Here is a 13,438-nt window from a genome sequence, read left to right as displayed (position 1 = left end):
ATATGCATCTGAAGTGCTCCCACAACCTCATTAGTGGCGCGGATATTGCTGGGATAGATTGGAGACCAACGCTGGCAATCATAACAAGGAGATCGTGATGACGAAGCAAAGCAATTTCAACGATGAGTTTGGCATCTCAACAAGCGCATTTCACGACTTTGCCAAGCGATCCATCGGAACGCAGACGGAATTCTCGAAAAAACTTCTTGATATCTATTGTCATTGGCAGGAGCGAGTTCAAACTGAATCCACGCAGGCGATGGAAGTGTTTGGAAAAATTAGCTCCACGAGTTCCTCAACCGATCAGATTGGCCTTCTTCAGGTCTGGATGAAAGACGCCACGCAGCGGGCTGCGCAGGATGTGATCTATTCGCGTGAAGCCACAAAAGGTCTCCTTCCATTGTTCGGCAGCGCGGAGTTGTTCAGGCCTGCAGTCCTCTTCCCTCCCTTGGGGACGCTCAACTTACCAGCCGGGGCTGGCATTAACTTTCACTATGGTTCCTGGCAGCTACCGACCCTACGGATTGAAGGGGGGGCTGGAACGATGAATAGTTGGCTACCCCACCAGGAGGCCCACATGACAGCTTTTTCTTAGAGTAGCGTGCCGCTGGTACATGACGCTTACGAGTATTGCTCGCACCGACGCCCACCGCCTCTGACGCAAGCGACGCCGTCTTCAGTTCGGCCCGGCTACAACTGTCCGACAAACTGTGCGGAGCGCGCATTACATTGGGTGAGCCGAGCCACTTGCCCTGTTAGGACGCGCCCTGCGCTGATAGCTTCTGACCAACCCTATGCCGGGAATGACCGGATCAGACTTTTTTGTCTCCGGGCCGTTCTTGTCGCTTGCGGCACATGCAAGCAGGAGAGAGCAAATGGCTTAAACTACACTTCGACCATATTTGGTGGAGTCTGGCCTCATGATGAGGGCTAACGCGAGCATTCACGCAGGGCGAGCACGTTGTTTTCCATAAACTGTCGGCGTAGGTCTGCAGGAATCTGTTACCCGTGGCATTGACACGAACGCCGACCCCAGGCGCTTGCATTTCACTCTGCTCGTAGAAGCGATGCTGCTTTGTCCCGATCAGACGAATGGCGTTGGCTGAGGTGTCTCTCACCGGCCGAATTCATTTGGATTCGGACCGTCAACGCGAGCGATGTGCTCGTGCGGGGCTGCTGCGGCGCTGTTTGTTCATGCAATCGATACGATCGATCCATCGGTACTTCCATTTGATAGTGGGCAACGGACTCCATCGGTCGGATTGCGAAGCGCGCCCAAGCGCACTCTGCCGCACGTTGTGCGGAACGTTGCTCAGCCCGAAAATCGAACTTTCCTACTCGGCAGGTGCACGCAACTCCTGTGTGCCATCCATTTGGCCTAAGAGAGATGACTTTCCTTCATCCGCGGCGCTCGTGCGGGCTCTACCAGATACGAGACACGAAGCGGGAAACACCCGCTGCCAGCCACCACTGCATCTGAGTCTCAAACAGCCAATATCGATGAAGTGATCGAGTCGGAAGGCATCAGAACGGCTCGCTGGAGCTGCATCGGCGACACCTCTTCGTAGGAGGTCCCGCGTGCGTCCTTGCGCCTTCCGCATTGGCATCGCACCAGCCCGTTGACATGTGCCTTGAACTAGATCCTATCTGCAATACGCGCAGGGCGCAATCTTCACTGAGAGCGAGGCATGATTCAAAGATGCTGACAGACCAGGACAGTCCTGCTTCACCCCCATTCGCGCGACAAGATGAAGCGGCGGCGATGAACCCCACAGTCGCCGAGGATACCCGTCTGGAAGTCCGGTGCGTGCAACGGTGGGCCCTCGGCCGGACCAACCAGCTTGATGAGGCCAGCGAGCGCGCGGATGGTCGTATCGGTTCGGCAAATCCTGCATAAGAACCCTCGCTGCCGAACCAGCTCGCTTGGAGGTAAATCAAGCTGGATCGCCGCTGCCGGATCTCAGCGATCAATGGGCGGCGGACAATTTGCCGGATCAATGTCCCTGCCATCAACCAGGATATCGAAATGGTCGATCATTGCTGTCAGCCGCGCGATCGCATTCGCGTCAGCAGGATCGATGATCGTGCATGACTTATTAAAGTTTCAGGAACGCGAACCAAGCGCTCTGACCTACCGGAGTGAACGGCGCACAGTAACGAAGTGGAGCGCCCGCCGGCGGCTCGATCTTCTGAACATCCGCGCCGAAATCGGCAAACAACGCGCGCACTCGCTGGTTGCCGCCGAGTTGCCAATCTCCACGACCCGCAGATCCGACAACACTCCCATCACGGCTGCATTTCCCCATTGGCGATTTTGTGATCATCCATGTCGGCTATGCCCTGACCAAGATCGACCCGGCGGAAGCACGCCGGACGCTCAAGCTCTTGTGTCGCATATCGATATGTCTCAAGAAGACCGCGACCGGCGCTTGCGGTCGAGTTTCGCTGGTTCGCGAGTGTGAGCCGCCGCGGCGAGCTTGACGGTTTCGTCCGTACACAGGGCGGGCGCATTGACAGAACGCAGGAGCGCCATCCCATTAAACTGACTATATACTTGTGCGGACCTCGCCCGTGCGGCGGGAACATCGCGATCGACATGTCTCTACCACGACACTACTCGCCAGCACTCGCTGACGCGTCGTCTGGCTTAAGGTGCCGTTTCCGCACATTGTAACTGACCAGCCAGATCAAGCCGACGGCGACCGGCACGAAGGCGGCGGTCACGGACGCGGGCTCTACATGCAGTCCGACATCCTGAGCGCCTTTGGCTAGGTAGGCAAACAGGCTCACCACATAATATCCGATTGCTCCAACCGACAATCCCTCGACCGTCGACTGCAGACGAAGTTGCTGTCTCGCGCGCTCGTTGATCGACCGCAACAGGTCGCGATTCTGCTTTTCGATTTCAACGTCGACACGCGTTCGCAACAAATCGGCGGCGCGTGCCAGCTTGTCCGATAAATTTGCCTGACGCTCCTCCATCGTTGCGCAGGTTCGTATCGCAGGCGCCATACGGCGTGCCAGGAAGGAAGACCAAGTTGGAACACCTGAGACGCACTCACCTTCAACGATTGACAATCGCGATTGCACGAGTTCGTTGTATGCTCTGCTGGCACCAAAGCGGAACAGGCTGCCGGCCACGTCTCTTTCGAAGGACACGGCCAACGCCGTCAGTTCCTGAAGCAGATGATTGTTGAGTTTCAGCCCTTTCGCGCCCTGCATTTCCTCAAGCACCTCGACCAGACGGCGATCGATTCGATCGACCGATGGCGCAAGCTCTAGCGCGGTCGACAGACCAAGCAGCGCCAGCGAGCGGTAGGTCTCAATTTCTAAGAGACGTTGCACCAGCGCGCCGAGATCATGCGGCGTCAGCCCGAGATCGCTGACCAGAATTCTCGTGAAACCTTTGTCGTCAGCGCGAAAGTCCGAGGCCACGACCCCTGCTCCGCCCTTGACGTTGACCATCGCCAGACTACTGTTGTCAAAGATCTGCTCGGCGCGCTCTGTTGGGCAACCATCCCGTTCTACCTCCAACTTGATCGCGGCGAGCAATTCTCCAGTTTGCGATAGTGCGCGGATGAGTGATTGAGCGGCCTCGCTGACGTCCCCGAATTGACGAGCGGCTGGACTGTTCGCGGTGCTCCAGATCCATGTGAAGGTCGCAAATTCTGAGTGTTGCTCCCAGCGCAGCACCACCGGCCCAAATCCGACCTGATGATGTTTCGCCGTCGGGTCCGGCGGAGACACTTTGTGCCCCCGACAGAAATCGGTAAACCGGCGGCGATCGCGTGCGGCATCATCACCCTTTGCGAGAAACACGAAGCTGACCATGCCGAGAGACGAAACAAGACCTGTGAAAGGGCGCGCATGGACTTCGCCGAGCACAGAGGCGCGCTCAGGGTGCAGCTTGAATGATGCCAAATCCAATTGCTCGTCCATGAATTCTCCCGATTCCGCATCACGCAAGGCGCCATGATCTGTGCCGGCAAACGGGTGTACCCGGGAGCAAGCGATCACCGTCTTCCATTATGCGGTGCAGGATTTGCGCCAGTGACATACAAACGATCGCGCATGTGGTCTTTCGGACCCCATGCCACTCTGGCGACAACTTGGTGAGTTCCCGACATCGGCCCGTGCACGCTCAGACAGCCAGACGCGCGATGTCGAACAAACGGATCTGCGAGGTTCCGCAAGTCACTAGATGCACCAGCAACGTGCGTTCGAACCAGGTTTGGTCCAAGCTACGCCATGGCTGTGGTACCCCGGATGACTTGTCGACCCAATGGCGGATCCGGCGAGGTCCGTCGGCCAATCATCGGATTGCAAATTCCCCTCTTTAGCTTTGAAATCAGGTCGTTCGATACGCGGGCTCGAGCATCGCCGCACAACAATCGAGACAAGCGCCGCGGGCCGTGGCGTTCAAATTGGTGAATTGGGCCTGATCGGCCAGGGGGAGGCCCGTCCTAAGCCAGCGAAGGTTCGCGTGGTCCCGCTGCAATCGACGTTTCGGTTGATCGCTTTGGATCTACGATATTCTAACGATCGGCCGAAGGGCCAAATGTCATGGCCTCTTTGATGTTAAAAAGCGGAACGCTGAATATGCTGCGCCGAGCCCCGCCTTCACTTGTTCCCATATGATTTCCGGCTAAGCGAATGTGAATTCAAGCAACATTCTGAGCCGCTAGTTAGCGACCTCGTCGAACGAGGTCGGCAAGCGCAGCTAAGCCACCAATAGACACTATGCCCACCAGCCAGACGCGCATAAACTACCCAGCAGCCAACACCAGATTCATAGAATTTCCCGCACATCGCTGAACCGTAATTCGAGCCGCACTCGTCGTATGGCGGCCCGACGAGTTTGGCTAATGCAGAGAACAGGATCGCCATCATATTGCTTCATAAAGCAGAATATGCGTTGACTGGCGACGGCTTCAGTCGACGCCTACATTAATCTGTAAACTCCAACTTGAACCGACCAATACCAGTGGGAGTCGCCGTGAAATTGACGGCCTTCTCTGTAAGACCCTCCAAGGCACCGGATGCGAATTTAAATGATGTCTTGCCGTACGCTTCGACCCCAACGACTTTGTCGTCTTCTAGGACGATGTAGCCGATGCCCTCCAACAGCTGCTCAGCCGCAAAGCCGTCGGGCAAGCGATGAAGACCGAACGATGACAAATAGGTCCCCTTCTCACTATCACACTTCGCGACAGATATTGCGGCAACTATACCATTCTTGAACAGCCCATCCACACCACGGCACGTATATTGGAAGCTGATGATGTCGTGCTCATTGCGATCACCCACCGGCTCTCGAGCTGTCGCCACCGTGCTGCAGTCGTAGCGCCCGATTGCATCCGCTCGCGCAACTCCGCTCATTCCAATCAAACCGAATGTGGAACATAGTAAGGCAACAAGGAAAGGCTGTGTCATTCCGGCTATCTCTTGTGGAACGATTTCGCCGCTACGTACAGCCTGACGTAACGTCCGATTCAAGCCCTCTTCGAAGAGAGACATCCTCCTCACCTTCGCGAGTTGAGCACTGGTGGCTCCCGCCATGAGAATATCGCGGCAACATCGAAGTCCCATGCCGGATGGTTCAAAGCCCAATTGGCGTTCGGAAAGAGCGTAAGACAGGCACAATCCACAATTACGACGCGTCCTCTCCAGCCTCTTTTCAGCTACAGCCGGTGGTCGCAAGAGTTACGCTACTTACGATTGGACACGGAATGCGAGCAGCCACACCCGCGGCGCGGCACACTGCTTGCTTCCTGCGGCACCAGATCGCCAGGGGATGCTGAGGTGAGCTCGATGGGTCTCGGGCTAGGCGCCGGCTGCCGTGGCCTTCGCTTCGACGGTCAAGCAGCAAGGAGGCAATTTGAACCCGCATATTCGAACGGCCGCGGCTGCGATCGCGTTGGCTCACAGCCTCGAACGTCTTGTCATCGGGGTGTACAAATACGAAACTCACGCCTACCATAGAATAAGTGTATCCGTGCGGGACGACAGAGTTTGCGGATATGACTACATCAGCCATTGTTACGTCAGTGGCAAGTTACCGCACCTATACCACCAGGGTGAGCAATCGTATTTCACGCTCATGCCGAGCGGCTCGATGGTGTACAGCGGCTTTGATCATGACACGTCATCCTCCTTCTCGATCAACGTCATGCATCGTAAAGCCCATATGCTCGACCACAACGCGGATTCCTACTTCGCTTATAGTGTTCGATGATAGATGCTCCTCTGATCTTGCGCGGAAGCCGGACCACAGATCACAGAATAGGGTATGATCTCGGTGTCGTAAGATCTCTTGTTGTGATGTGGAGCGGATACCTCACATGACTGGCCCGAAATCCGGGCGACCTCAGCCCCAGGGTCACCCTTGTTGTGACTGGGGCGGACCGTCCCGAGCGCACTACCTGGGACTTCTGAAAACCACAAGAATGCTATCACTCATTAACGCATCGAAGGCACGAAGCTCTTCGGACAAGCGCCGCTCAAGATATTGGCGCTCAAGGTCAGTCGGCTGAACTTCAAGTAACGGCGATAGCGGTGGATGCGATTTCGATGACTGCGCATCGCAGCGAGATTCTCGTTGATCGTCCTGGCCACACTTCTATCTCGATGTGCTTCGTTTGCCGAATGAGGTGGTGAGAAGACGCTGAGGACATCTCGTACCGCCTGTGTTGCTGGCGATCACTGCTCTCGCGCGCGGCGCAGTTAAGGACGGCCCCGGCGCGCGCGTCTACCGCCGCGCCCTGCCGAACGATCGTGACGCCCGCATGAATTGATACCAAGCGGTCCACTCGCGCTTCACTGCCTGCGTCCCCAAGCATGAAGGATGCGAGGCGGCACGACGGTCGTGTCAAGCCGATCGAGAAACGCTTCGAGTTCGGCCCTGATGCCACGGATTTCCTGCATGCTCGTAAGCTCTAGTTCAATCAGGGCGTTGTCGCGAAAGTCAGCAATGGAACTCGCTGGACTTCACCATTGCGGCCGTATGGCTGGACCATTGAGGAGCGAACATCAGAGAAACCCGCGCTTCAAGGAGGCGAAGAAGCCTGCGGCCGATCAAGGGATCGCCGACATCCGCACCGCCTCGTCGAAGAGTTCACCTTTGGGCCGCAATGCAGCCGACGCCGGATCGCATAACTCGTCATGCAATCGATATCCTGCACCAAGATCATGCCCCAGGACGGAGCGCCTCGTACGCTTGTTTGAGTGCCTCGCCAGGATCGATGAGATAGCAAAGCACGAACCGCACGCTCACCAGCGACGCCCCCGCGTACCGGCCAATGCCGTATGATATTTGTGCAGCAGAATTCGACATTGGGTATACCACCACGCCTCGTCTCCGCCAGCGCGAGAACTACTTTATCTTCGTTCGATGTCGAAACCAATGACTTGAACGACTCGGCCGACCCTTTTTCCAAACTCGAACGATGCATCGCCACCGCCGCAACCGGCATCGACAGCTGTGCAGCCCTCAAGCGGTTCAGATCGATCAAGCAGCAAACTCGTCGGCTCAGCCAGCACACGGGCGACCACTGCAAGACGCGGCCACTCTTCTCCACCCCTCAGGACGTAGGAAGCAGCGGTTCTGTCTTCATCGGAACCCTCTGCGATGGTTGAGATAGATCTGCTCTAATCATGCGCCAATCTATAGGAGAGTTCTGCCATTTGCCCGATAGCCGATCATTCTCGCATAGCCCCATGCCGCGCCTCCGATAAGTGGCTCGAAGCTTGGCAATTGTTGATCGTCGAATCTTCGCCAAAGGACTCCTATTTCGAGCTAGCCGAACTTGAACAGCACGCCGTAGCCGCCTCGGGGATAGCTCCATTCGATGTCGCCGCTCTCTTCGCAAATTATCCGGCAAGTGCCGCATTCCATACAGCCATCGACTGTAGCCTCCACTTGGCCCCCTTCATTGAGCTCATAGCAGCGCGCTGGACAGGCTTTGAGCATTGACAAAAGCTGCGGTGATGGCTTTGCGTGCGGCCGCACCTTGATATGGGGACGGCCGGTATCGACGAGATAGCGGTTATAGAATAGCTTGTCCTCGACACGCATGGATGGTTCGATCGACATAGTTCGTTCTCCGTGGTTGGTACTTCCTGTTTCTCTGTTCACCGCCATGCGCGCATGAGGCCAAAGGCGTCGCCGAACAGACCGCTACGCGAGCGCACCCTGGTGAACGATTTCAGTGTGAGCTTCTCTTTTTCGATCTTGGGTGTACCGTCGACACGCAGAAAGTTCTGCATAGCCTTGGAGACGAGCTGCGGATAGGTCAGGAAGAAGTTTTGGGACCGGGTGTGCATCAGCGCCGGCATATCTTTGTACTTCCTTAGGTCCTTGATCACGAAGGATTCATCGAGCTTCTTCTTGTATAACACCAGGTTTTGCGGGGTCATCGGTTGACTTCGCGACTTGATCTGAAGGATCGCTTCCGCCGCAATCCGGCCCGAGGTCATCGCGAGGTTTGACCCTTCGCGATGGATTGTGTTGTTAAGCTGTGCCGCGTCGCCGACCACGACCCAGCCATTGCCGTAAAGCTGCGGGATCGCCTTAAACCCACCCTCGGGGATCAGATGGGCGGAATATTCCTTCACCTCGGAGCCTTCTATCAGCGGTGTGACCGAAGGATGCCGCTTAAACCGATCGAGCAAGCCGTAAGGCGTCTCGCCGGTGCGCTGGAAGTCGGCGACCAAGCAGCCGATACCAAGCGAGATGCATTCCTTGTTGGCATAAATAAAGCCCATCCCGGTCATGCCGCGAGAAATCGTGCCGACGGCTTCGATCACTACGCCCTCATCACCCTTGAGGTTGAAGCGCGCTTCGATGGTTTCGCGGGGCAGGAAGTGCATTTCCTTGACTGCGAGCGCAACCTTCTCGGGCCTTGGCCGCTCGCGCAGGCCAGCGCGCGTACCGAGCATGCCGTTGACGCCCTCCGCCAGGACAACGACATCAGCACGGATCTCCCCGTCGCGGCGATCGGTGCGAACGCCGATGACCTTACCGTTGGCGTCTCGGGCGAGCTCCGTGACGGTGGTTTCACATAACACTGTGGCGCCGGCTTCGCGAACTTTTTGCGAGAACCATTTGTCGAATTGAGCGCGGATGATGGTGTAGCGGTTCGGTTTGTCCTCGTTGAAGTCGTCCGAGCGGTAGTGCAAGCCGGTGTGCGAACGGTCGTCCAGCATCCAGAAGCGCTGCTCGACCAAGTGTCGCTCAAGCGGAGCGTCGTCACGGAAATCTGGAACTAGCTTCTCCAGCATGTCCGCATAGAGGATCGCGCCCTGCACGTTCTTTGAGCCCGAGTACTCGCCGCGTTCGAGCTGCAGCACATTCATGCCACGCTGGGCCATGGAGAGTGCCGCGGCATTACCGGCCATGCCTGCGCCGACAACGATGGCATCGAACTTCTCCTCGATCATGATCGTACTCCTTCAAGCTGCTTCCGGTCACTGGAATGCGGCGACAGCCGCGCGCGGAAGGCGGCGGTGAGGGACGGCAACAGCTCGATGGCATCGGTAACGATGCCTATATGAGCGAAGTCGAAAATCGGCGCGTTCTTATCCGTGTTGATAGCGACGATCAGATCGGCCCCCTCGACGCCGACACGGTGCTGGATCGCACCCGAAATGGCAGCGGCGATATAGAGTTTTGGCCGTATCGTCTTGCCGGTCTGACCGATCTGGCGATCAGAGGTGACCCAGCCCTTCTGTACCAGCGGTCGCGAACTGCCGTATTCGGCCCCAAGCACGGTCGCAAGTCGATGTACCAGCTGGAAATTCTCCGGTGATCCAAGCCCAAGGCCACCCGCAACGACCGCGTCGGCATAAGCGAGGTTGGATTTTTCTGAATTGCGGTCGGGCAGAAAGGAAAGCACTTTTGTGACGATGTCGTGTTCGACGAGACCGAGCGGGTGAGTGATGATGCGGCCGACCGGGCGCGCGACGCGCTTCGGCATCGGCATCACACGTGGGCGGACGGTTGCCATTTGCGGGCGGTAGTTGAGCGTGTAGATCGTGCAGAGCAAAGAGCCGCCGAAGGTCGGTCGCGTAGCAGCGAGCGATCCGTCCGCGTCGACATCAAGCTCTGTGCAATCCGCAGTAAGGCCCGTAAGCAACGTAGTGGCGACCGAGCCTGCGAGATCGCGGCCGAGCGTGGTGGCGCCCAATAGCAGGATCTCCGGCTTATGGGTATCGACGACGTCGGTCAGGGCCTTGGTGTAGGACTCGTTGCGATAGTCGGCCAAAAGATCGTGGGCAACCATGTACACGAGATCGGCGTCATAGCAGAAGGACTGAGCAGCCGCCTGCTGCGTCGCCTCGCCTACCGGGCCGATGACGACAGCCGCGAGATCGACCTTGAGCTTATCGGCGAGCTTGCGGCCGGCACCCATGAGTTCCCAAGACACCGGGTGCACAACTCCGCGTTCCTGCTCGACGAAGACCCAGACGTGTTTGTAGGCCTTGAAGTGCTCGGGCAACTCCTTCTTGGTCGCAGCGCGGCCAGAGGCAGCGGCCGGCGCACGACTTTTTGATGTAGAGCTCATGATATTGGTTTCCTTGCTTTACCAGCCACGCACCAGCTTCGCGAGATCGACTTGCAGGTGCGTTCGGCGCTTGGGGGCCGCCTCTCTCAGCATCGCGTCCGGTTCGTCCCCGGAGTCTCGGTTTGAGCTGCCGTTGCTACGCGGCCCGACGCGAAGAAGCGTTGACACAAACGGCGAGCCGTGGAGGCCGCATTACAGAGTGCAAACAGGTCTTAGTTGGTCTTCCCCCTCTCACGCATGATGGTTTTGCTCACAAAGGGCACCCGACTCTGCGCGGGGAGCGGGACTTGCTTGATGCATACGACGATGCGCATTCGCTTCTCCAAGGTTTTGCAGCGAACAGAGACAGCAAATGTCGTACCAACTGTGCACACGACCTAAAAAAGAACCGTATCAGTACAGATGTTTACGACCACAGCGGCTTGACCCTTGTCTGGAGGAGGCACCAGAGCCGACAAGCGTGCGGCGGCACGCGTCGGAGATCGTACAGAGGCATTAGGTCCATCGCCCTTGTGAGACGATCAGGAAGAGGACGCGTCCGTTCAAGTTGAAGTATGGTCACTTGAACGTGTCCAGCTGCACGAACTTTGGCGTTATCTTCGCGTGTGGTGCGGTGGCCTCCTTGAGGACCTTGAAAACCCGTTGATTGATTGGAGAGGAAGAGACGAAATCCGCGTATGCCCGTTCCAGTACGGCCCTACACCGTTCGGCGACCAATGCATCGCTTGCTGCCGTCAAGTCTTCAACCGCTAGGTACTGCCCCATGCGCTGCAAGATGTGGAGCCGGGCTACATTGACGACATTTGGATCGTACTTGACGCCGAGTAGGTCGAAGAACTCCTCGGCCGCAGCCGCCTTGCTCAATCTCAACAGGACTCCATCAACCATTCGTCGTCTCCGTCCGCCTTTCTAGCGTGGTGCAATACTGCGTGTGGCCCGCTTCCTGATCATCGGGATGCCTACACGCTGACGCGGCGGCTTAACGACCTGGTCGATGACAGAGAGGGCGGCTATTCGGAACATGGTGGCCTCACATTCCGTTCAGCAGGGAGTGCTCATGGACCTCGCGCCAAATCGCCATGACAGTCTCGCGCGCGACCCCGCCCTTGTGCTCGATGGCATGCTTGCGGACGCGCGCAAGGATGACCTTTCTTTCGTCGGCGCTGACGGAAAGCTGCAGTTCAGCCAGCAGCGCGGTGATAGCGGCGAGCCCTGAATGTTTGCCGATAACAAAGCGATTAGAGCGGCCGAGCAACCGTGGATCGAGCGCCTGATAGCTGCGCTGGTCCTTCAAGAGGCCATCGACATGGATGCCGGATTCGTGGGTAAAGACATGCTCGCCGACGATCGCCTTGTTGAGCGGAACGATTCGGACGGCGGCGGCCGCGACGACGGCCGCGACATTGTTGAGCTGCGAGAGCACGACGCCCGTATCGCGTCCATAGAGCTGTTTGAGCGCGACGGCGACCTCTTCCAGCGGCGCGTTGCCTGCACGCTCGCCAAGACCGATCACGGTGACGGAGGCATGCGTTGCGCCGGCCTTGATTGCGGCGAGCGTGTTAGCGGTCGCTAGGCCCAAATCGTCGTGGCCGTGGAATTCGATTTCGAGATCGGCGGCGGCACGTAGCGCCGCCACCAACGCAAAGGCTGCATCGGGATCGAGCACGCTGAGGGTATCGGCAACGCGAAAGCGCCGAGCGCCGGCATCTTTTGCGGCGATGATCAGCTCGGCTAGGAAGTTGACGTCGGCCCGCGAGGCGTCTTCGCCTCCGACTGCGACCTCGAGCCCCCTGTCGCGAGCGTAGCCGACGATCCGCCTTACCTGCTCGAGCGCGGCGACCCGGCCGCCGGCGAGCTTGGCAGCTATCTGCACGTCGGAGGATGGGATCGAGACGTTGACCATCGAGACACCAGATTCGATTGCAGCATCGACATCAGCGGGTTTCATTCGGCACCAGCCAATGATTGTCGCCGCCAGGTCAGCGTCGACAACAGCGCGGATCGCGCTGACCTCTTCATGGCCCATAGCCGGCGTACCGGCCTCGATCTCGGTAATTCCGGCATTTGCTAACGCACGTGCGATCGATACTTTTTCCGCTGTTGTAAAGGCCACGCCGGGTGCCTGCTCGCCGTCGCGTAACGTGGTGTCGTTCAGGACTATCTGTCCTGTCTGCGACTTGCAGGTGAGAGCCGTTCCACCGAAGGCCATGTGCGCATTCCCGTCTTTTCCGCCAAATCGTGAGCAACAGCTGTGCCAGAGCGATTGAGTGATGCAGACTCTTGGAATCACAGCGTTTCTGGGCAGCGGCTGAACCAGTCGTAAATGCGACAATGTCGGAGACCCAACGCCACATATGTCCATCGGCCTACGGCCACTGCGGACGATGATGTCGAGCTGGGCAATCTCGAAGCCGGCAAGGCCTCCGGCATCTGCGCGAGCAAGGGCCATTCGGGGATGTTGATCAAATTGTCTTCGCCGATAAGATAGAAATGCGGGTGTTTGCTGGTATCGATGTCAAAGAATGACTTTAAGCTGTCAGGCATGATGCGGCGCAATAAGCCAGCTTGCGTGAACTGGTTCGGCGTGTTGTATACGGTCGCAATCGAGAGTTTGATGTTGGCTTCGATCGCCTCATGGAAGAGCATCTCGGCAGTGACGTGGCGGTCGTCCCGGCGAACAGCAACTGAGCAGAGCCGCTTTCGATCAGCACCAGAACCGTCGAAGAAGCATTGGCGTATTTCAATGAAGTGCTTGGCAGTCACTGAAGGCGTAAGGCGGTTTCACCTTCGGTGCATTCTGGGGGGCGCTTGGATATTCTCCGCCTGTGTCCGCACGAGTTCAAGTTGGGATACCCAATTCAGTGATCGGCATATCG

At 57.7% G+C, this 13,438-nt stretch carries 12 protein-coding genes; 3 read left to right on the top strand and 9 right to left on the bottom strand.

Going from position 1 to position 13,438, the window contains the following annotated elements; genetic code table 11:
• Positions 1–97 precede the first annotated feature (97 nt).
• Positions 98–595, top strand: a complete 498-nt coding sequence (locus tag NLM25_RS08105) for a hypothetical protein (protein WP_254136612.1) — start codon at positions 98–100, stop codon at positions 593–595.
• Between the two features lie 1,501 nt (positions 596–2,096).
• Here NLM25_RS08105 and NLM25_RS44305 read toward each other — a convergent pair.
• The gene (locus NLM25_RS44305) at positions 2,097–2,306 is read right to left on the bottom strand and encodes a CoA transferase (protein ID WP_309144919.1); all 210 of its coding nucleotides are present in this window, start codon (positions 2,304–2,306) and stop codon (positions 2,097–2,099) included.
• A gap of 10 nt (positions 2,307–2,316) precedes the next feature.
• On the opposite strand from NLM25_RS44305, the gene NLM25_RS08090 reads away from it, so the two are divergent.
• Positions 2,317–2,481: a hypothetical protein gene (locus NLM25_RS08090; RefSeq protein WP_375167815.1), complete on the top strand. Its 165-nt coding sequence runs from the start codon at positions 2,317–2,319 to the stop codon at positions 2,479–2,481.
• Positions 2,482–2,613: 132 nt separating this feature from the next.
• Here NLM25_RS08090 and NLM25_RS08085 read toward each other — a convergent pair whose 3' ends face one another.
• Complete coding sequence (locus NLM25_RS08085) at positions 2,614–3,939, bottom strand: DUF3422 family protein (protein WP_254136611.1); 1,326 nt, start codon at positions 3,937–3,939, stop codon at positions 2,614–2,616.
• Positions 3,940–4,947: 1,008 nt separating this feature from the next.
• Positions 4,948–5,517, bottom strand: coding sequence for a hypothetical protein (locus NLM25_RS08080; RefSeq protein ID WP_254136610.1), 570 nt, complete (start codon positions 5,515–5,517; stop codon positions 4,948–4,950).
• A 322-nt stretch (positions 5,518–5,839) separates the two neighbouring features.
• Here NLM25_RS08080 and NLM25_RS08075 point away from each other — a divergent pair, with 322 nt between their 5' ends.
• Positions 5,840–6,235 (top strand): hypothetical protein, encoded by a 396-nt coding sequence (locus NLM25_RS08075; RefSeq protein WP_254136609.1) that lies wholly within the window; start codon positions 5,840–5,842, stop codon positions 6,233–6,235.
• A 1,560-nt stretch (positions 6,236–7,795) separates the two neighbouring features.
• On the opposite strand, the gene NLM25_RS08070 is transcribed toward NLM25_RS08075, so the two are convergent.
• The 6 genes from NLM25_RS08070 to NLM25_RS44100 form a co-directional block, all read right to left on the bottom strand.
• Entirely contained in the window at positions 7,796–8,092 is a 297-nt protein-coding gene (locus NLM25_RS08070; protein WP_254116389.1) for a ferredoxin family protein, read from the bottom strand.
• A 38-nt stretch (positions 8,093–8,130) separates the two neighbouring features.
• Positions 8,131–9,438: an FAD-dependent oxidoreductase gene (locus NLM25_RS08065; RefSeq protein WP_254116388.1), complete on the bottom strand. Its 1,308-nt coding sequence runs from the start codon at positions 9,436–9,438 to the stop codon at positions 8,131–8,133.
• Entirely contained in the window at positions 9,435–10,562 is a 1,128-nt protein-coding gene (locus tag NLM25_RS08060; protein ID WP_254136608.1) for an electron transfer flavoprotein subunit alpha/FixB family protein, read from the bottom strand. The genes NLM25_RS08065 and NLM25_RS08060 overlap by 4 nt, the downstream gene beginning before the upstream one ends.
• A 558-nt stretch (positions 10,563–11,120) precedes the next feature.
• Positions 11,121–11,450: a nitrogenase stabilizing/protective protein NifW gene (nifW, locus tag NLM25_RS08055; RefSeq protein ID WP_254136607.1), complete on the bottom strand. Its 330-nt coding sequence runs from the start codon at positions 11,448–11,450 to the stop codon at positions 11,121–11,123.
• 142 nt (positions 11,451–11,592) lie between these two features.
• Positions 11,593–12,771, bottom strand: coding sequence for a homocitrate synthase (gene nifV / locus NLM25_RS08050; protein ID WP_254116385.1), 1,179 nt, complete (start codon positions 12,769–12,771; stop codon positions 11,593–11,595).
• Positions 12,772–12,848: 77 nt separating this feature from the next.
• Positions 12,849–13,325: a transcriptional repressor gene (locus NLM25_RS44100; protein ID WP_309143585.1), complete on the bottom strand. Its 477-nt coding sequence runs from the start codon at positions 13,323–13,325 to the stop codon at positions 12,849–12,851.
• Between the last annotated feature and the right edge of the window lie 113 nt (positions 13,326–13,438).

It is taken from the genome of Bradyrhizobium sp. CCGB01 (assembly GCF_024199795.1).
GTDB lineage: Bacteria > Pseudomonadota > Alphaproteobacteria > Rhizobiales > Xanthobacteraceae > Bradyrhizobium.
The sequence above is the reverse complement of the archived record's forward strand: the minus strand, read 5'-3'. Positions and strand labels throughout refer to the sequence as shown.

Coding starts and splice junctions, on each gene's coding strand:
- NLM25_RS08105 (WP_254136612.1), top strand. CDS start 98: ATGACGAAGCAAAGCAATTTCAACGATGAGTTTGGCATCTCAACAAGC.
- NLM25_RS44305 (WP_309144919.1), bottom strand. CDS start 2,306: ATGGGGAAATGCAGCCGTGATGGGAGTGTTGTCGGATCTGCGGGTCGT.
- NLM25_RS08085 (WP_254136611.1), bottom strand. CDS start 3,939: ATGGACGAGCAATTGGATTTGGCATCATTCAAGCTGCACCCTGAGCGC.
- NLM25_RS08080 (WP_254136610.1), bottom strand. CDS start 5,517: ATGTCTCTCTTCGAAGAGGGCTTGAATCGGACGTTACGTCAGGCTGTA.
- NLM25_RS08070 (WP_254116389.1), bottom strand. CDS start 8,092: ATGTCGATCGAACCATCCATGCGTGTCGAGGACAAGCTATTCTATAAC.
- NLM25_RS08065 (WP_254116388.1), bottom strand. CDS start 9,438: ATGATCGAGGAGAAGTTCGATGCCATCGTTGTCGGCGCAGGCATGGCC.
- NLM25_RS08060 (WP_254136608.1), bottom strand. CDS start 10,562: ATGAGCTCTACATCAAAAAGTCGTGCGCCGGCCGCTGCCTCTGGCCGC.
- nifW (WP_254136607.1), bottom strand. CDS start 11,450: ATGGTTGATGGAGTCCTGTTGAGATTGAGCAAGGCGGCTGCGGCCGAG.
- nifV (WP_254116385.1), bottom strand. CDS start 12,771: ATGGCCTTCGGTGGAACGGCTCTCACCTGCAAGTCGCAGACAGGACAG.